Genomic DNA, 19,395 nt, shown 5'->3' with positions numbered 1-19,395 from the left:
TTCTTCACGTCCAATCTCCTTGGGGTAGGGAATTGGACTCCAAACTGAGGTGCTACTCAAAATTGGGGGGACGTCGGCAGGGCGACACATGGCCACTGCAATCGGGAGGTCGCACACAGAAATGCCCCGGTTGTCCGGGGCATTGTCTGACTGCCAGGGCCTGAGTCAGGCCGAACGATCCAGCGGCTTACGCCAGATCGAACCGATCCAGCTGCATCACCCTGGTCCAGGCGGCGACGAAGTCGTGCACGAACTTCTGCTGCGCATCGCCGCTGGCATAGACCTCGGCCACTGCACGCAGGATGGAATTGGAGCCGAACACCAGATCCACGCGCGTACCGGTCCACTTGAGCTCGCCGGTGGCGCGGTCGCGGCCTTCGTAGAGGTCCTTCGCTTCGGAGGTCGCCTTCCACTCGGTGCGCATGTCGAGCAGGTTGGCGAAGAAGTCGTTGCTCAACACGCCAGGGCGGGGGGTGAAGACGCCATGCTGGGTATCGCCGACATTGGCGCCCAGCACGCGCAGGCCGCCGACCAGCACGGTCAGCTCCGGTGCGGTGAGGGTGAGCAGCTGCGCCTTGTCGATCAGCAACGCTTCGGCCGGCACCGCGTAGTTGCGTTTGGCGAAATTGCGGAAGCCATCGGCCACCGGTTCGAGCACGGCGAACGACTCGATATCGGTCTGCTCCTGCGAGGCATCGGTGCGGCCCGGTGCGAACGGCACCGTGACGCTGTGGCCGGCGGCCTGCGCTGCGTGTTCCACCGCAGCGTTGCCGGCCAGCACAATCAGGTCGGCGAGCGAGATCTTCTTGCCGCCCGATTGCGCGGCGTTGAAATCGGCCTGGATGCGCTCCAGCGTGGCCAGCACCTTGGCCAGCTGCTCAGGGTGGTTGGCCTGCCATTCCTTCTGCGGTGCCAGGCGGATGCGGGCGCCATTGGCACCGCCGCGCTTGTCCGAGCCACGGAAGGTGGAGGCCGAGGCCCACGCGGTGGAGACCAGCTGCGCCACGCTCAGGCCCGAGGCCAGGATGGTCTGCTTCAATCCGGCCGCATCCTGCGCGTCGACCAACGCGTGGTCCACCGCCGGTACCGGGTCCTGCCACAGTAATTCTTCGGCCGGCACGTCCGGGCCCAGGTAGCGCGAGCGCGGACCCATGTCGCGGTGGGTGAGCTTGAACCAGGCGCGTGCGAAGGCGTCGGCAAACTGCTCCGGGTGTTGATGGAAGCGGCGCGAGATGGCTTCGTACGCAGGATCGAAACGCAGTGCCAGGTCGGTGGTCAGCATGGTCGGGCGGTGCTTCTTCGATGCATCGTGCGCGTCGGGAATGATGGCCTCGGCGTTCGTGGCCACCCACTGGTGCGCGCCGGCCGGGCTCTTGCCCAGCTCCCACTCGAACTTGAACAGGTGGTCGAAGAAGTCGTTGCTCCACTGCGTCGGCGTGGTGGTCCAGGTCACTTCCAGGCCGCTGGTGATGGTGTCGGCGCCCTTGCCGCTGCCGTAGCGGTTGTGCCAGCCCAGGCCCTGGCTTTCCAGTTCGCCGGCTTCCGGTTCGGCGCCGACGTTGTCGGCCGGGCCGGCACCGTGGGTCTTGCCGAAGGTGTGGCCACCGGCGATCAGGGCCACGGTCTCTTCGTCGTTCATGGCCATGCGCGCGAAGGTGTCGCGGATGTCGCGCGCGGCAGCGATCGGGTCGGGGTTGCCGTCCGGACCTTCCGGGTTGACGTAGATCAGGCCCATCTGCACGGCGGCCAGCGGGTTTTCCAGATCGCGCGTGTGCGGCACTTCGCTGTCGTCGTCCTTGACCAGCACGCCGTGCGCTTCGTCCACGCCGGGCGAGCCGCGCGAATAGCGGTCGTTGCCACCCAGCCACTTGGTCTCGCGACCCCAGTACAGGTCCTGGTCCGGTTCCCAGGTGTCTTCGCGGCCGCCGGCAAAGCCGAACGTCTTGAAGCCCATCGACTCCAGCGCGACATTGCCGGTGAGGATCATCAGGTCGGCCCAGGAAATGGCCTGGCCATACTTCTGCTTGATCGGCCACAGCAGCCGGCGCGCCTTGTCCAGGCTGACGTTGTCCGGCCAGCTGTTGAGCGGCGCAAATCGCTGCTGACCACGGCCGCCGCCGCCGCGCCCATCGCCGATGCGGTAGGTGCCGGCGCTATGCCAGGCCATGCGCACGAACAGTGGGCCGTAATGGCCGAAGTCGGCCGGCCACCAGTCCTGCGAGTCGGTCATCAGCGCACGCAGTTCCTGCTTGAGCGCCTGCAGGTCGATGCGCTTGAAGGCCTCGGCGTAGTTGAACGTCTCGCCGAGCGGGTTGGACTTGTTCGAATGCTGGCTCAGCAGATCTACGCGCAGCTGTTTGGGCCACCAGTCACGGTTGGTGGTACCGGTACCGACGACAGCGTGGTTGAACGGGCACTTTGCTTCGGTGGTCATGGGATTTACCTGTGTGCGTAAGCACTTGGGGGGCGGCGTGCCGGTATGCCGGCACGTGCTGGTGGAATCGAGGTGGACGGCAGCGCCCTTGTCGTGGTCATCGATGATCACGAAAGGGAAACAGTCGCCCGGCCGCTGTCGGACCTGCCGATGCTAGCGCCTGCTTGTGGCAGTCGAAACCGCCTGGCCGACGGGAAAGGCAATGGGCGGGCAGGCGCATCAGGCGGACTCATCATGGCGACGTTCGCACACGATAAAGCGCATCGATCATTTGGTGAATTCGAATTATTCGACCATATCGATAGCGTATTGCTATGGATAGCACGCCGGTGCTCGTCCGGCGTGCCCAGCGGCTACGGGTCGCTCAGCGCTTGCCGAACAGCCTGCCGCCCAGCTTCATGACATCGCCCAGGCCGAGCTGGCCATCGCCGTCCTGATCCAGCACGCTGGTCAACAGGCCGCCGGCGCCGGAGTTCGTGCGCACTTGCTGATGTTCCTGGGCCAGCGCGGGGCCGAGCTGGCTGGCGGTGGCGGTATTGCCGCCCAGAAAGCGCTTGGCCAGATATGCCATCACGATGGGAGCGAGCAGCTGCAGCAGCTGGCTGGCCTTGCTGGTTTCCAGCCCGGTGGCCTGGCCCAGCCCTGCAGCGGCCTGTGGCGCCTTGTCGCCGAACAGATGGCCGACGATCCCGGCGCCATTGGCCGACGCGCCGCTGGCCGGACCGCCCAGCAGCGAACCCAGCAGGCTACCGATGTCCGGGCTGGCGGCGTGGTCGCGTTGCAGGGCGCCCAGCAAGGCATCGGTGCCACCGGCCTGCTGGCTATTGCGGCTCAGCGCGCCCATCAACAGCGGCAGCGCGGTCTGCACGGCCGATTGCGCCTGCTCGGGCGCAATGCCCAGGCGGCCGGCGAGTTGCTGCAGTTGCGGGCCCTGCAACTGCGCGGCGAGCTGATCGGTCAATGAGGCGGACGTGGTCATCGGAAGGTTTCCTGTTGGACGAAGCGTTGCCGCAGGGTGCGCCCGTCGCGCCGACAGAGCAATCCATGCGGCATCGCGGCAGGTCAGCCGTTACGCACTGCACTTCTGCGGCCACCGATTCCTGCAACGCAATGCATCCGCAAGCGCAGCAAGCATCAGCCATGCAGCTCCGCTCTTACGAATCCCAAATCACGACTCCCCAATCCCGGCACCTCAAATCAACGCCTTCAACCGGTACAAGGCCTCCAGCGCCTGCTTGGGCGTGAGCTCATCCGGATCCAGGGCCTGCAGCGCTTCCTGCGCGGCGGAAGAGGGCGCGGTGAACAGCCCGAACTGTTGCGGCGCATCCAGCGCGGACGGCGCCATCTGCGCGCTATGGCTTTCGCCGCCGCGTTGTTCCAGCTCCGTCAGGCGACGTCGCGCCTGGGTCACTGCCGCCTTCGGCAGCCCGGCCAACGCGGCCACCTGCAAGCCAAAGCTGCGATTGGCCGGCCCATCCTTGACTGCATGCATGAACACCAGGCGCTCGCCGTGTTCGACCGCGTCCAGATGCACATTCGCAATACCGCTGGTGCCGCCGGCATGCGATTCGTCGGCCAGCGCGGTGAGTTCGAAATAATGCGTGGCAAACAGCGTATAGCAGCGATTGGTATGCGCCAGGTGGCGCGCCACCGCGTCGGCCAGCGCCAGGCCATCGTAGGTGGAGGTGCCGCGGCCGATCTCGTCCATCAGCACCAGCGAGTGCGGGGTGGCGTGATGCAGGATGTAGCTGGTTTCGGCCATTTCCACCATGAAGGTGGATTGCCCGCGCGCCAGATCGTCGCCGGCGCCTATGCGGGTGAGGATGCGGTCGATCGGCCCGATCACCGCGCGGCTGGCAGGCACGTAACTGCCGATATGCGCCAACAGCACGATCAAGGCGTTCTGGCGCATGTAGGTCGACTTACCGCCCATGTTCGGGCCGGTGATCACCAGCATGCGGCGGTCGGCGTGCAGCTCCAGATCGTTGGGCTCGAACGGTTGGTCGCGCACCGCTTCCACCACCGGGTGGCGGCCGCGTTCGATGCGCAGGCACGGCGCGCTGTCCAGCTCCGGCTGCGACCAGTCCAGTGCCTGCGCGCGTTCGGCGAACGCGGCCAGCACATCCAGTTCGCTCAACGCACCGGCGCAGCGCTTGAGGCCTTCCAGCTCGGTGCCCAGCGCATCCAGCAGGCCTTCGTACAACAGTTTTTCGCGCGACAGCGAGCGCTCGCGTGCCGAGAGCACCTTGTCTTCGAAGCTTTTGAGTTCTTCGGTGATATAGCGCTCGGCGTTGGTCAGGGTCTGCCGGCGGCTGTAGTGCAACGGCGCCTTTTCCGCCTGGCCCTTGCTGATCTCGATGTAGTAGCCATGCACGCGGTTGTAGCCGACCTTGAGGGTGGCGATGCCGCTGCTGGCGCGCTCGCGTTGTTCCAGGTCGATCAGGAACTGGTCGGCATTGGTGGACAAACGACGCAGCTCGTCCAGATCGGCGTCGTAGCCGGTGGCGATGACACCGCCGTCGCTGAGCTTGAGCGGCGGTTGCTCGGCCACGGCGCTGATCAACAGATGCGCGGTGGCATCGTGTTCGCCGAGTTCGGCGTGCAGCGTCTGCAAGCGCGGCGAATCCAGCGGTGCCAGGATTGCGCGGACCTTCGGCAATAGTGCCAGGCCATCGCGCAGGGTGGAAAAGTCGCGTGGGCGCGCCGAACGCAACGCCACGCGGGTAAGGATGCGTTCCAGGTCGCCTAGTGCGCGGAAGGCCTCGCGCACGTCGACATCGGCGCCCGCGTCGATCAAGGTGCCGACCGCGTGGTGGCGCTGTACCAGCACTTCGCGCAGGCGCAGCGGACGGTGCAGCCAACGTCGCAGCAGGCGCCCGCCCATCGGCGTGACGGTACTGTCCAACACGCCGAGCAAGGTATTGCGCGTGTCGCCATCGACACGCGTATCCAGCTCCAGATGCCGGCGTGTGGCCGCGTTCATCGAGATCGCCTCGCTGGCCACTTCCATCGCAATCGAGGTCAGGTGCGGCAGCCGTTGTCTCTGGGTCTCTTCGACATACCCCAGCAAGGCGCCGGCCGCAGCGGTGGCGCAGGGCTTGTCGTCGATGCCGAAGCCGGACAGATCGTGCAATTTGAAGAACGCCAGCAACTGGCGCCGGCCACTGTCGGCATCGAACAGCCACGGTGGCCGCCGCCGCACCCCGATACGCCCGCGCAGGAACTCCGGCCAGTTGTCTTCGTCGGGGACCAGCAGCTCGGCCGGCTCCAGGCGCGCGATCTCAGCTTCCAGCGCATCCACGCTGTCCACTTCGTTGACCAGGAAGCGCCCGCCGGCCAGATCGGCCCAGGCCAGGCCGTAACCTTGCTTGCTGCGCGAAATCGCCATCAACAAGGTGTCGCGACGCTCGTCCAGCAGCGCCTCGTCGGTGACCGTGCCGGGCGTGACGATGCGCACCACCTTGCGCTCGACCAGCCCCTTGGCCAGCGCCGGGTCGCCGATCTGCTCGCAGATCACCACCGACTCGCCCAATGCGACCAGCCGCGCCAGGTAGCCTTCATACGCATGCACCGGCACACCCGCCATCGGAATCGGCGCACCGCCGGAGCTGCCGCGGTGGGTCAGGGTGATATCCAGCAGGCGCGCCGCCTTGCGCGCATCGTCGTAGAACAGCTCGTAGAAATCGCCCATGCGAAAGAACAGCAGCAGGTCGGGGTAGTCCGACTTGGCGGCGAAGAACTGTTTCATCAGCGGCGTGTGCTCGGGGGTTCCCGTGCCCTGCTTGGCTTTGTCTTTGGTGTCGGTGGTTTGCAAGAACGTCTTCCGAAATCTGACTGCTGCGCAGGTGCGTGACGCACTGCGGTGGCGGTGGGGTGTTGGTGCGCCAAGTCTGCAACCCATGCATGCGGCGGTTGCGGCAGCGGCCGCGCAGGCTGAATGGGCCGGATTGCCGCAGTGACTGGCGCGGGCATGGCGGTGGACGGCAAGTTTAAGCCGAGCGACGCTCAATCCCCAATCGTCGAGTCGGCGTGGTGTCGCATGCTTGGGTGCTCTGCGCACCGGGAGGCTGGCGCCAGGCCGCACCTGCGCTGTCGAGCAACCTTGCAGCTGACTGTCGCCTTTCGTTAAGGCGGCCGGCCGAATGCTCAAGCCATGCACAAAGAAGGCCGGCTGTTTGCACAACCGGCCTTGTGAGCATGCGTTCTGATGTTCTGGAACGGCTGCTGTGAACATTCTATTTTTTTAGAACTCCTGCCAGTCCGCGCTGTTGCTCGATGCGGTGGCTACCGCGGCCGCCGGGCGGGTAGTGCGCCGGGGCGGGCTTGCCGCGCTGCGGGTTGGCGTTGCAGCAGGCGCGGCTTTGGGGCGCACCACGGTTGGTGCTGCGGTGCGTACGGCAGCAGGGCGTTCGGCTTCGATCTTGAAGATCGACACCGCCTGCGTGAGTTCCCCGGCCTGTTCTTCCATCGAACGTGCGGCGGCGGTGGCTTCTTCCACCAGCGCGGCGTTTTGCTGGGTCGCTTCGTCCATCTGGGTGACGGTGAGGTTGACCTGTTCGATGCCGGCTGACTGCTCCTGCGAAGCAGCGGAAATCTCGCCCATGATGTCGGTGACGCGCTGCACGCTGGCGACGATTTCCGCCATGGTGGTGCCGGCGGTGTGCACCAGGGTGGAGCCTTCGGTCACACGCTGTACCGACTCGTCGATCAGGCTCTTGATCTCTTTGGCCGCTGCCGTGGAGCGCTGCGCAAGCGTGCGTACTTCGCTGGCCACCACTGCAAAACCGCGGCCTTGCTCGCCGGCGCGCGCCGCTTCCACCGCCGCGTTGAGCGCCAGGATGTTGGTCTGGAAGGAAATGCCGTCGATGACGCTGATGATGTCGGCGATCTTTTTCGACGACGCCTCGATGCCGCTCATGGTGCCCACGACCTTGCTGACGATATCGCCGCCTTGCGAGGCCACGCTGGCAGCGCCGATTGCCAGTTGATTGGCCTGGCGTGCGTGTTCGGCGTTCTGGCGCACGGTGGAGGTGAGTTCTTCCATCGATGCGGCGGTTTCTTCCAGGTTGGCGGCCTGCTGTTCGGTGCGCTGCGACAGGTCCTGATTGCCAGCAGCAATCTCGCTGGCGGCGGTGTTGATCGACACCGCCGAATGCTGGATGCGCCCGACGATTTCGGCTAGCTGCGTGGCGGTGGCGTTGGCGTCGTCGCGCATCTGCGCGAACACACCCTTGAAGTCGCCGGTCATCCGCGCGGTCAGGTCGCCCGCGGCGATGGACTGCAGCAGTGCCGATAGCGATTGCAGGTTGCCGTCTGCGGTGGCCATCAGCTGGTTAAGGCTGTCGACCATGAGGTGGAAGTCGTACTGGAAGCGGTCGGCATCGCCACGCGCGCTGAAGTCACCGTTGGCTGCGGACAGCGCCAGCTGCTTGATTTCCGCATTCATCGCCGAAAGATTGGCCTTGACCTCATTCATGGTCTGCGTGAGCACGGCCTTTTCGCCAGGCAACACGTCCATGCTGACGCTCAAATCGCCGATGGCGTAGCGGCCCATGATGCGGGCCAGCGTGGTCTGCACTTCAAGATGTGAGGCGACCAGGGTGTTGGTGTCCTGCGCCATGCGGCCGTAGTCGCCGGGGAACGCATTGGCATCGATCCGGAAACTGGTTTGCCCTTCGTCGTGCCGCTTGGCCATGTCGGCCTGCGCGCGCAACAACGACTGCAACTGTGTCTGCATGCCGCTCATGGCACGCAGCAGGCGACCGGTTTCATCCTGCGCGTCGGTTTGCACCTGGTTGTCCAGCTGGCCATTGGCAATGGCCTCGGCGGCCTTGGTGGCGCGGGCGAGCGGGTGGGTCAGGCTGCGCGTGATCAGCCAGGCGAGCAGGCCGCTGATGGTGACCACGGCCACGCCGCCGATCAGCAGCAGTAACTTGGCGCGGGTCATGGACTGCACGGCTTCGGTGTAGGCCTGCCGGCTCTGTTCTTCCTGCCGGCTGACCAGCTGACGGATTTTGTCCTGCCAGGCTGCGTTGGCTTGGCGTCCCTTCTCGTTGAGCAATGCCTGCGCCGGGCCGTTGTCGTCCTGGGCGGCGAGTGCCATCACTTCATCGTTGATCTTGCCGGAAATGGCGCGTTGAGCATCCATCTCTGCGCGAATCTTGCGGCCTTCTTCGGAGCTGGGCAGCGTATCGAGTTTTTCGCGCAGCTCCTTGTAGCGCTGGCGTTGCGTCTTGATCGTTTCCAACGCCTGTGCGTCGAGTTCGGCGCTGGTGGCCATGGCGTAGGTGCCCAACGCGATCATGATCGAGGAGTTGGCATCCAGCATGCCGTTACCGAGCTGGATCTTGGCCATGCGGTCCAGCACGATGAAGTCCAGCTGCTTTCTGGCGCTGCCCATCGAGTTTAGCCCGATGGCAACAAGTAGACCCGACAGGAGGATCAGCAAGCAGAACGCGGCGCCCAGGCGACGGCCGACGGAATAACGTTGGAGTAAGGCAGTCATGCGGCAATCCCGGATACGAAGTCGAAGGGTGCCGTCGGGGCAGTTGCGTGAAGGACGCATGAGTGTCGGGCCGGCACGGTGGATAACGACGCACCGTTAGGAAACTTGAATTAATGGTGCCGCTCGGATTTAGGCCCAGTTTGTGAACGGCAGGAGTCAGGAATCGACCGACTGGCGCATACTGCATGAAGACGCGCAGACTGTGAAAACGACCGGTTCGCGTGCTCTCACCGAGGGCTCCGACTGCTACACGGCGTCGTTGCGGCTGCCACGCTAAAGTCGCCGGCCACACAGCAGCTACGACACGCCGCACATGGATAACCGACATCAGGAATGGATGCAGGCCGTCACCGACGCGCTCAGCGACCTGCTGGCCGCACGCGTTGCGCAGGCCACGCTGCTGGAGGCCATGCTGGTCTCGCATCCGGATCCGGTCGCCTTGAGAAACGCATGGGACGAGCTGTCGTCTCAGCGGATTGCCGTCGTCGCACAGAGCAAGGCCGCCGCTGCGGTGGAGCGGCCGATGGATGGCTACACGCTGGACCAATTCCAGGCCTGGGAAGAAAAGTTTCGCCGCTATTTTCCGCGCGATGTGGATCTGGAATAGAGGGAGGGGCGATCGTGCTTTTCTTGCCAGCAATATAAAGATTGTGTGTGCAGTGCGCGCCTTCAAGGCGTGCGTGCTTCGATGATGAGAGCGCCGCACAAGCGGCAAGATTCCTGGAGTCCGTTGGCACGGTCGGGGTCACGCGTGTAGTTGCCTTGCGCTTGGCCGAGCGCTGCAAGCCACGGATCTCGTTGAGTGCTTTGCCATTGCCGGATCGCTTAAGCATGCTTCTGCGGCAGAAGATGACCGCAACATCGCCGCTGCTGCGTGTGGTCACCGGCCAGGCTATTCCGCTGCCGGAGAGGGTGGCCCGATCAGCCAACGCAGTTGCTGAAACGCGACGACCTGTGGGCTCCCGGCAAGTCAGTGTCGGCCAAAATAAGCAGCGTACGGTCAATGTTGAAGCCAATACTTGGCGCATGTCAGTCCGCATCAATTGTCGTGCGGACGATGTTGGTTGTCGTCGGACAGCCATTGCTTGTCCTGTTCGCGGAGCTCGCTTGGCCTGCGGAAACAGCATGGACATGCGAGCACCAACGACACGGCGCAGGCCGAGGTCGTTGGCCGCCAAGCCACGAATGCGCGCAGTTGCCTGGCACGCGCGTCAACGCAATCTGTGCAGAGTCTGCTTATGTATGTGCCATGCCTTGCACACACGTCTGTCGCTTCAGGGTTGGAACTCTTTCGTCTTTGGAAAAGCTAAGATCGAAGCTTGTGCAATGTCGGAGGCGCCAATGATCGATCGTCGTACCTTTCTTGTCACGGGTGTGGCGGCCGCTGCCGCCAGCTTCAGTGCACCAGCGGCCCGGATCGCGCAGACGCCGCGCGCCAACGGGCCGGCGCCGTGGGGCGCAGTGCCCAGTGCACGCCAGCTGCGGTGGCATCGGTGGGAGCAATACGCCTTCGTGCATTTTGCGATGAACACCTTCACCGACAAGGAATGGGGCTACGGCGACGAGGATCCGCGCAGATTCGATCCCAGCGACTTTTCACCCGATCAAATTGTGGCTGCTGCCAAGGCCGGCAATCTGAAAGGGCTCATTTTCACGGCCAAGCACCACGATGGGTTCTGCCTCTGGCCCACGCGCTTGACCGAGCATTGCATCCGCAACTCGCCCTACAAGAACGGCAAGGGTGACATCGTCGGCGAAATGGCAGCGGCGTGTCGACGCGCCGGCCTGGCGTTCGGCATCTACCTGTCCCCCTGGGATCGCAACCACGCCGAGTATGGGCGTGCCGGCTATCTCGACTATTTCCGCAAGCAGATCGTCGAGCTCTGCACGAGCTATGGCGACCTTTTCGAGTTCTGGTTCGACGGCGCCAATGGCGGCGACGGCTACTACGGAGGAGCGCGCGAATCGCGCAAGATCGATGCGCCCGCTTACTACAATTGGCCACGGATGATCGAGCTGGTGCATCGGCACCAACCGATGGCCTGCACCTTCGACCCGCTCGGCGCCGATATCCGCTGGGGCGGCAACGAGGACGGTATCGCCGGCGATCCGAGCTGGCCAACCATGCCCAATGCTCCGTATACCCAGGAAAACGGCAATTCCGGCGTGCGCGGCGGGGCGCTGTGGTGGCCGGCCGAAACCAACACCTCGATCCGCCCGGGCTGGTTCTACCATGCCGATGAAGACGGCAAGGTGCGCAGCCCGGAGAACCTGGTGCGCTATTTCGACACCTCGGTCGCGCGCGGCACCAACATGAACCTCAATCTTCCGCCCGACCGACGCGGCCGCATCCCCGACCACGACGTGGCGGTGCTGCAGAGTTTCGGCGACGCGATCCGCGCCAGCTTCGCCATCGATCTGGCCAAGGGGGCCAAGGCCAGTGCCAGCGCATCGCGTGGCCCCGGGTTCGAGCCGGCGCGCGTCCTCGACCGCCAGCCGGACAGCTACTGGTCCACGCCGGACGAGGTCACCACGCCGACGCTGACGCTGGAGCTGTCGGCGGTGCACAGCTTCGACCTGATCCGGCTGCGCGAGTATCTGCCGCTGGGCGTGCGCGTCACCCGCTTCGCGGTCGAAGCCGAGGTCGATGGGCAATGGCGGCGGCTGGCCGAAGCGCAGTGCATCGGTGCACAGCGCATCTTGCGGCTGGACCGCCCGGTTGCCGCGCGCCGGGTGCGCCTGCTCGTGCTCGAGGCGCCGGTGTGCCCGGCGATCAGCGAATTCGCGCTGTTCCGCGCCGTGGCGCCGGTGCCGGTCGCGCGGCCCACGGCGAAGGCGTCAGATGTGCTGTCCAGCGCTGGCTGGCGCATTGTCGAGGCGAGCGCGCCAGGGGCGGACACGTTGCTCGACGACGATGCCAGCACGGTCTGGATCACCCCCCCCCCACGCCGGGCCATCCCGTACAGGCAACCATCGACCTCGGTGCGCTGCGTCAGGTGGCCGGTTTCAGCCTCACGCCCTCGCGCACGGTAATGAACGGTGCTGCGCCACCGAAGGGCTATCGCGCCGAAACCAGCGAAGATGGCCAGCACTGGCAGCCCGCCGGTGCCGGCGAGCTGTCCAATATCGCCTATGCGCTCTCGACCCAGCGCCTGAATTTCCCCGAGGTTCGCCAGATCCGCTACCTGCGGCTGTCGTTTGCGGAAACCGCGGTGCCCGCCGAGCGGCTGGCGATCGCGGGTATCGGTGCGTTCTCGCGCTTGCGATGAGGGCTACGGTTCCGCGCGGCCATGCGCCGCGCGGAAGCGCATCGCTGGGGCAATGCAGCTTCATGGGCTTGAAAATACGTGAGGGCGGCGAAGATGTGCGTGGGGAGCGTCGGCGTCTTCACCCAGACATGTGTCGCCATCGCTCCAACCGCAGCACCGTCGGGTCGGAAGTGTCCACGTAGACAGTTGGATGCAAGAGATCAAGCAAGCCGATGATGATGGAGAATAGTCATCTGGTGATATGTCAACTGCACTGAACCATTAGTGTCGTATGGATTCTTGAGTACTAAGTCCCGGGCCCACGGAATGCCGCAGGCCCGGGTTTACGATTCTTGCTGTTACCGGCAAGTATGAATACATCCATGTATGTCCGGTGTGCAAGAAAATATAGTTCTCACTTAAATTTTCTGATAGTCGCAGGTTAGGTTTTCAAATTCAGGTAAATATCCCTGATGGTCATAAACTCCACCAGCGTAAGTGCATACACGCTCAAGAGTGCGTCCTGAAAGTCGCACTTTACCATTCCATTTGTTCTCGCAACCTTTATATGCTGGGATGACATAGGAATTGGGCGTTCCACCAGTTACATGAAGCGTGCCAAAGCGTTCGCCCATCAAAACTACGGCTCTGGCCTTGAAGCCAGGTTTAGGCTGGCATTGAGTAGTCTCGCTACGTTCGTGGCACGCGCTCCAGCTAGAGCCTTTGCTGCCGCTTAGGGAGAATGGGCCCCAGCCAGCAGGGGCGGGTAGCTCGAAGCTTGCACCAAGTTCAAACGATTCCTCGTAGCACTGGCTCGTTCCGGACGTCAGCGAAACTACAACACATTCGCCTCCTCGGTTGTTATAGCAGCTGGCCCATCTTGATGGGTCGATAAATTCTGATTTTTGATTTTTACCAAGCCATCCATGAAAGGATGTCGTCAGCTCTGCTGCCTCAGCGACGCCAACGGTTGCAATTGCCGCAAGCAGGAATGGCGCAATTTTACTTCCTGGATATTTCATTTTAAATCCTCGGGTGGTAGTAACGGGCTGGATGGAAATTGCAATTGATTAAGCCTGTGGCGCGGAAAATTAATGAAACGTCAGAAATAATATTTTTAGTGAGTGTTCGAGTGTGGCCAAGATTTATGTGCAATTTGACGCGCTTTAAAATCGTCACGGCGCTGCCGTAACGGATGAAGGTAAAAGCTGATGCGATAGCTTGGCTCGACGGCAGCAATTCCGAAAAATCGATCTCGTGCTGATTTATGCGTTGGGCACTTTAGTTCGTTAGTTCAAAACCGAGTTGCGTTGCGAATCTTTCTTAGCTATGGCCTGATGCGATAACTTGTCTAAATCTATCGCGTTCTTCAGTTGTTGCTGACGGCCGAGCGACTGCGCTTAAAAGCGTGTTGCGAAGCGGGGGGGTTAACTCGACGTCACCACTATTGATGGAATCAAGCGTCTGCATGACTAATGAGCTGTTTGCGTCACGCCTTATAAATTCAATGGCTGCATCAGCGGCGTCTTCAGGTGAAGAGAGTCTGTAGATCTTTTGAGCTGCCAAACCACGAACGACCTCTTCGCCTCGGCCGGAGACAACCGAATTCAATTGAGAAATTGCATTGGTCCGTAACTTTCCTGCATCTGCAGAATCGTCCTTTTCTATTGTTCCAATGAAATTTAGTGCGGCAACTGCCGTGCGGGTGTCCGTGCTTTGGTCGCTGAGACTTGATATGGCATTAGCCAGAACATTTCGCGAGGCTTGACCCGGGAGGTTTGAATAAGTTTCATACATGTGCGAATACAGGCTCTTATCCTTGCTGTCCCATATTCTGTTTGCCTCGTCGAGCAGAATGGATCTTCCTTCCGGGCTGATCGCAAGCATGTTTCGCATCACGTCACGATCCATTTGATTGTTGGCAGGCATCTGGCTGTAGAACTCTGCAACAGCTTTTTTTGTTTTTGGATCGGCGTCGATGGCCATGGCCAGTCGTTGAGCGAAGGCATCGCGTTCTGCGCGGGACATCGGCGGGTCGGCATAGAAACGCGTGTAAAATGATTTCAGATGATATTGAACGTCAGCGGCAGCAAATGGCTTTTCGTCTTGGGGTGCTCTGAAGTCCCTTTCGTCCCAACGCAGACTATGATCGCTGGATTGGTTTGCGGACCGACGGCTAGAAAGTGTCCGCGAACTGGCGGTGCTCGCGTCTTTTTCGCTAGCAACTGATGAGGGGACATTCGTCGAGGTGGTGGGCTGATAAAAGTACAGGGCTGCGCTGAAGAGTATGCCTCCAGTGATGAAGATGGGGATGTACTTTTGTGTTCTTGAGTTCTGATTATTCATCAGCTAATAATTCCGGGTAAGTTGGTGATCTAGGTGCCGGTAGGTCCATGAGCGCTGTTTTTTGTGATGCCCCGTGCAGGGCGCATGTCTAAACCTAGGGTTTTGATATATGCAGGGGTAATATTTTAATTTTTAATTTCACGACTAAATAAAAAAATAATTTAGTTTTTTTATGTAAGCGTGGGGTGGAGCTGCGGCCTTGGTATGCTTTTAAAGACCAGGGCCTTGTATGTAAGCCTGAAAGTTGCAGGTCTAACTTATTCATAGGGATATATTTTTATAGGGCAGGCGCTTAAGTGTGCCCTGTTCGTTTGCGTAAAATACGTGCGATGAGGGTGATATAAATGTCATCGGGTGACATGTTTTGCAAAAAACCGTAAAATATGACCGACTTGGAAGTCAATATAATTATTGATTGAACAATTTCTGGGGTAGCTGGTTCGATTAGTAGTCTTTCTCTCAATTTGTCCAATTATCTGGATGAAGTTGTTTTTATTCTTGAATGCGAAATTAGTGGTCTATTTGCGATAAATTGGATATTTTTTAGGCTTGGTTTAAACGTCGACATGAGTAGACTTGGGTCAACCTAGTCCTTTGAGGCATACGTATCCGACGGACGCGCATTGCATGCCCGGGTCGGGAATTTGCTAGGTGAAATGGCGCAAGTAGCGCAAAAATTTCGTCAAAATTTTTGCGCCTGGCTCCGTCAACATCCCGGGACGGGATGGATCTGCGCGGCGCCAGTATCTTTTTGTTAAGGTTCTTCGGTAAGACCACTTGGGTTTTTACTGAAGCAATCGTAACGCCGACGATAAATTGTCGCGTCCGAGACCGGAATGCTGGCTTGGAGCGCAGCACCATATCGCTCCGCATATTCCACGCTGGCGCTGAACTTGCAGTTTGCAGGCCGCTGTGGGTTGTTAGATACGCGAGTGCTGGATCTTCTGCCGTTCAAGCGCTTGGGCGCTTCGATGGTGGCCGCGCGATGCGTGGCCGAGAAGCCGTGATCGGTTTTCGGGTTTCAAACATACGACGCGTTGACGGATGCCGGACGGTCAGGTGATGAAAGCGCGTGGCGTCGCGGGATCTGCGTTTAGACGCAAAGTCGCCGGCGTTAGGCCTGCCGCATTTGCCTGCAGCACGATGTTGCCGCTGTTGCGCGTGGTCTGCAGCAGCGCCGCACACAAACCATTGAATGCCTTGCGCTGTGGCGCCTTGTCGTCCTCGTGACTGCTGGGGTCGCCGTTGCCGACGCCGATCAGCTTGCCGGCGCCGCGCACGGCGAACTGCACCAGCGCGTCGGCAGTGGGAACGAGGCGCCCTTGCGCATCGACGATCTCTACCTTGACCACCGCCACATCTTCGGCGTCGGCGCGCAGTGCGTTGCGATCGCAACTCAGGCGGATCGCTGCCGGCTTGTCGACGGTCTCGCGGCGTTCGATCAGCACCAGCTTGCCGCCGCGATAGCCGCGTGCTTCGATCACGCCGGGTGCGTAGGCCACGCGCCATTCGACATGGCCGTAGGCCGGCACCTGCTGCAGGCCCTGGCTGACGCCGTTGACCAGCAGTTCCACTGCTTCGAGATTGCTGTGGCACCAGACCTGGACGCGGCCCTTGTCCTCGGGTTGCAGCAGGCCGTCCCAGTTCCAGTGCGGGAACAGATGCAGCACCGGCTCGCTGGTCCATTGCGCGCGGTAGTACCAGTAGTTGTCCTTGGGGAAACCGCAGCTATCCATGACGCCGAATTGCGAGCCGACATTCGGCCAGCGGTTATACGGCGTGGGTTCGCCTCGGTAGTCGAAGCCGGTCCAGATGAAGCCGCCGGCGATATACGGACGTTGCGCGACGTAGCTCCACCAGGCTTCGGCGGTGCTGGCCCACCAGGGGTGGTCGGTGTCATAGGCGCGGGTGTAGCCGCGCGTGTCGTCACGCTGGTAGTTGCCGCGTACCGATACCGTGCTGCCGGTTTCGCTGCCGTAGATCGGAATGTGCGGATATTGCGCGTGGAAGCCGTCCATCTGGCTGGTGCGGTAATTGAAGCCGACCACATCGACGACTTGACCGACGCCATCGCCAAAGCCCTTGTCCATGGCGAAGGTGGTGGGGCGGGTGGGGTCGAGCTGACGCACGCGTTGCTGCATGCGGCTGACGATGCGCGCGCCGCGCTCGGTGACCTGCTGCGGTTCTTCGTTGCCGAGCGACCACAGGATCACGCTGGGATGATTGCGCCCGCGCCGCACCATCGTCTCCAGCTCGCCCATGGCCTCCGGGTCGGTGGACATGCGGCGGGTTTCTTCGATCACGAACATGCCCAGGCGGTCGCACAGCGCGAGCAGTTCCGGTGTGGCCGGATTGTGCGAGCTGCGGTAGGCGTTGCAGCCCATCGACTTGAGCTGGCGCAGACGCCACTCGTGCAAGGCATCCGGAATGGCGGTGCCGACGCCGGCGTGATCCTGATGGTTGTTGGTGCCATGCAGCTTGAGCGGGCTGCCATTCAACATGAAACCGCGCTGCGCATCGAAGGCGATGCTGCGCACGCCAAACGGCGTGGCCACCGCATCGGTCGCCTTGCCCTCGCTATGCACACTGGTGGTGAGGCTGTAGAGCTGCGGATTGTCGATCGACCATAGCGCGGCCTCGCCAAGCGGCAGGGTCTGTTCGACGAGGTGCACCTGGCCGGGTGCAACGGTGACCGCGGCGCTGGCTGCCTGTGCGACAACGCGTCCATCCGGTGCGGTAACACGCGCCTGCACCGTGCACTGGCGCGGGGCGGTGCCGTCGTTGCGCACCTCGGTGGACAGCTGCGCCGTGGCAGTGTTGCCTTGCAAGGTGCTGCGCACGAACACGCCGTCCTGCGGCAGATGCAGCGGGTCGGTCTTTTGCAGCCACAGATGGCGATAGATGCCGGCGCCTTCGTAGAACCAGCCTTCGCCCAGCGTGGCGTCCACGCGCACGGCGATGAGGTTGGGTTTGCCGTAGTCGAGCACTTCGCTGAGGTCGACTTCGAAGCCGCAATAGCCGCTGGCATTGCGTCCGACGATGTGGCCGTTGCAGAACACGATGCAGTCGCGGAACACACCGTCGAACACCAGGCTGATGCGCTTGCCTAGATCGCTTGCGGGAATCTGCAGCGTGCGGCGATACCAGCCCACGCTGTTTTCCGGAAAGCTGGTACCCAGCGGTTTGTAGCCGTGTGCGGCGGCCGGGTCTTCTTCGGTGATGGTGGCGGAGATCGGTTCCTGGCGGAAGGGCAGGGTGACGGCCCAGTCGTGCGGTAGATTCAGCAGTTCCCAGCCGCTGTCGTCGAAAGCCAGTTGCGCGGCGGTCGCAGTGTCCTTGCCGGCCTTGGCAAAGGTGCGCTGGAAGGTGCCGAACTCGAAGTCGCGCGACGCATCGCTGGCGTGGCCGAGATGGAAGCGCCAACCGAAGTCGAACAGCAGGCGTTCGCGTGGTGCCAGGGCTGCATCGCCGAGCGCGGCGAGCGGCGTGGCGGTGTTACCTGCAACTGGCGCTGCACCAGCAATGCCGGGCAACAACGCACCGGCCGCACCGACCGGGAGTGCGGCACTCACGCCACTTGCCAACATGCCGCGCAGTAACTCGCGGCGATTGATGCCGCTCATGGCTGCGTCCTCTTGCTGTCTGCAGCGTTGCCTTGCGCGCCGGCAGCAGGCTTCGCTGCATCGGACTTATGCGACGCAGGCACGCCGGTATACGGATGGCGCATGAAATCGATCGCCGGCAGCAGTTCATTGCCATGCTTGAAGTCGAAGAAGCTGGCGTTTTCCCACGACGAGCCGGTACCCCAACGCGTCTTGCAGCTGCTGCTGGTCCATGCCGGTTCCCAATACACCACGCCGGCGCCGCCAGTGTCGATCACCAGTTGGGTGAGATCGACCATGTAGCGGAACTGGCCCTGCGCTGTGGCCGGGTAGCCGGGAATCAGCGAGTCTTCGCCGAGCAGATTGTGCGAGATGTCGCCGGACTCCAGCGTCCACGGATAGGCGGTTTCCACCACCACCACGTCGGCATCAAAGCGGCCGCGCAGGCGCTTGATGGTCTTGCCCAGCTCGGCCATCGATTGGGTCGACCATTTGCGGTAATAGCTGATGCCGATCAGGTCGTAGTCGGTGACACCGGCCTTGGTCGCGTCGGCAAACCACGGTTCCACATTCTCCGGCTGCGCGATGTGCAGCATCACCCGTGGCTTGATCGTAGAGCGTGCGCCGATGTCGCGTACCGCCTTGATGCCGGCGTTGAACAGCTTGGCGTTGCGTTGCCAGTCGATGGGGCGCTTCTTGTCCCACGGCTTGCTGTCCATCAGGTCGGAATTGCTTTCGTTGCCCACCTGCACCAGCTCCGGCATCAAGCCGGCACGGTCGAGCGCGCTCAGCGTGTCGTAGGTGAAGCCGTAGAGGGTGCGTGCCAGTTCATCGGTGTCGGTGATGCTGGCCCATGCCTTGGGAATCAACTGTTTTTCGCCATCGGCCCAATCGTCGGAATAGTGCAGGTCCAGCAACACCTGCATGCCTTGCGCACGTGCACGCGCAATGGTTTTCTTGACGTCGGACAGGTCGCTGTAGCGCGTCCAGCGTGCGTCGTTCCACAGCCGCACGCGCACCAGGTTGGCACCGTGCGCGTGGAAGAGTTCGAACGGGTCCTTGACCACACCGTTCTCGCGGTACTGCACGCCGCATTCCTCCATCTCGTTGACGTAGGACAGGTCCGCGCCGAGATACAGCGTGGCGGGGGCCGGGGCGGCGTGTGCGAAGGTGGAGATGGCCAGCGCCAGTAGCGCGGGCGTCCAGAGACGGCGTGTGGAGCGCATGCAATTCCTCGACAGATGAGACGTGGAGCGGGTG

General features: G+C 62.2%; 9 protein-coding genes and 1 pseudogene. 2 read left to right on the top strand and 8 right to left on the bottom strand.

Going from position 1 to position 19,395, the window contains the following annotated elements; all coding sequences use genetic code 11:
* Positions 1–187 precede the first annotated feature (187 nt).
* The 4 genes from katG to OZ10_RS08505 all read right to left on the bottom strand — a co-directional run bounded on the left by katG (position 188) and on the right by OZ10_RS08505 (position 8,939).
* Positions 188–2,434: a catalase/peroxidase HPI gene (katG, locus tag OZ10_RS08520; protein WP_039564511.1), complete on the bottom strand. Its 2,247-nt coding sequence runs from the start codon at positions 2,432–2,434 to the stop codon at positions 188–190.
* A gap of 364 nt (positions 2,435–2,798) precedes the next feature.
* Positions 2,799–3,413: a DUF937 domain-containing protein gene (locus OZ10_RS08515; RefSeq protein WP_039564510.1), complete on the bottom strand. Its 615-nt coding sequence runs from the start codon at positions 3,411–3,413 to the stop codon at positions 2,799–2,801.
* A gap of 213 nt (positions 3,414–3,626) precedes the next feature.
* A complete protein-coding gene (gene mutS / locus OZ10_RS08510) occupies positions 3,627–6,182 on the bottom strand; it encodes a DNA mismatch repair protein MutS (RefSeq protein WP_338117734.1) in 2,556 nt (851 codons plus the stop codon).
* A 495-nt stretch (positions 6,183–6,677) separates the two neighbouring features.
* On the bottom strand, positions 6,678–8,939 hold the full coding sequence (locus tag OZ10_RS08505; RefSeq protein ID WP_039410474.1) for a methyl-accepting chemotaxis protein: 2,262 nt from the start codon (positions 8,937–8,939) through the stop codon (positions 6,678–6,680).
* 313 nt (positions 8,940–9,252) lie between these two features.
* Between OZ10_RS08505 and OZ10_RS08500 the strand changes: the two genes are divergently transcribed.
* Positions 9,253–9,546, top strand: coding sequence for a hypothetical protein (locus OZ10_RS08500; protein ID WP_039410470.1), 294 nt, complete (start codon positions 9,253–9,255; stop codon positions 9,544–9,546).
* A gap of 734 nt (positions 9,547–10,280) precedes the next feature.
* A pseudogene (locus OZ10_RS08495) lies at positions 10,281–12,208 on the top strand (alpha-L-fucosidase).
* A 398-nt stretch (positions 12,209–12,606) separates the two neighbouring features.
* Here OZ10_RS08495 and OZ10_RS22115 read toward each other — a convergent pair.
* The 4 genes from OZ10_RS22115 to OZ10_RS08485 form a co-directional block, all read right to left on the bottom strand.
* Positions 12,607–13,209: a hypothetical protein gene (locus OZ10_RS22115; RefSeq protein WP_139051292.1), complete on the bottom strand. Its 603-nt coding sequence runs from the start codon at positions 13,207–13,209 to the stop codon at positions 12,607–12,609.
* Positions 13,210–13,510: 301 nt separating this feature from the next.
* On the bottom strand, positions 13,511–14,533 hold the full coding sequence (locus OZ10_RS22840; RefSeq protein ID WP_236726822.1) for a hypothetical protein: 1,023 nt from the start codon (positions 14,531–14,533) through the stop codon (positions 13,511–13,513).
* A 1,055-nt stretch (positions 14,534–15,588) separates the two neighbouring features.
* A complete protein-coding gene (gene galA, locus OZ10_RS08490; RefSeq protein WP_039564506.1) occupies positions 15,589–18,156 on the bottom strand; it encodes a beta-galactosidase GalA in 2,568 nt (855 codons plus the stop codon).
* The gene (locus OZ10_RS08485; RefSeq protein WP_039564505.1) at positions 18,153–19,361 is read right to left on the bottom strand and encodes a glycoside hydrolase family 53 protein; all 1,209 of its coding nucleotides are present in this window, start codon (positions 19,359–19,361) and stop codon (positions 18,153–18,155) included. Before OZ10_RS08485 ends, galA begins: the two co-directional genes overlap by 4 nt.
* Positions 19,362–19,395 lie beyond the last annotated feature (34 nt).

Source organism: Xanthomonas cannabis pv. cannabis, from assembly GCF_000802365.1.
In the GTDB taxonomy this organism is placed as follows: Bacteria; Pseudomonadota; Gammaproteobacteria; order Xanthomonadales; family Xanthomonadaceae; genus Xanthomonas; species Xanthomonas cannabis.
This window is presented reverse-complemented; position numbering and strand designations above follow the sequence as displayed.

Coding starts and splice junctions, on each gene's coding strand:
- OZ10_RS08500 (WP_039410470.1), top strand. CDS start 9,253: ATGGATAACCGACATCAGGAATGGATGCAGGCCGTCACCGACGCGCTC.
- OZ10_RS22115 (WP_139051292.1), bottom strand. CDS start 13,209: ATGAAATATCCAGGAAGTAAAATTGCGCCATTCCTGCTTGCGGCAATT.
- OZ10_RS22840 (WP_236726822.1), bottom strand. CDS start 14,533: ATGAATAATCAGAACTCAAGAACACAAAAGTACATCCCCATCTTCATC.
- OZ10_RS08515 (WP_039564510.1), bottom strand. CDS start 3,413: ATGACCACGTCCGCCTCATTGACCGATCAGCTCGCCGCGCAGTTGCAG.
- mutS (WP_338117734.1), bottom strand. CDS start 6,182: ATGAAACAGTTCTTCGCCGCCAAGTCGGACTACCCCGACCTGCTGCTG.
- galA (WP_039564506.1), bottom strand. CDS start 18,156: ATGAGCGGCATCAATCGCCGCGAGTTACTGCGCGGCATGTTGGCAAGT.
- OZ10_RS08505 (WP_039410474.1), bottom strand. CDS start 8,939: ATGACTGCCTTACTCCAACGTTATTCCGTCGGCCGTCGCCTGGGCGCC.
- katG (WP_039564511.1), bottom strand. CDS start 2,434: ATGACCACCGAAGCAAAGTGCCCGTTCAACCACGCTGTCGTCGGTACC.
- OZ10_RS08485 (WP_039564505.1), bottom strand. CDS start 19,361: ATGCGCTCCACACGCCGTCTCTGGACGCCCGCGCTACTGGCGCTGGCC.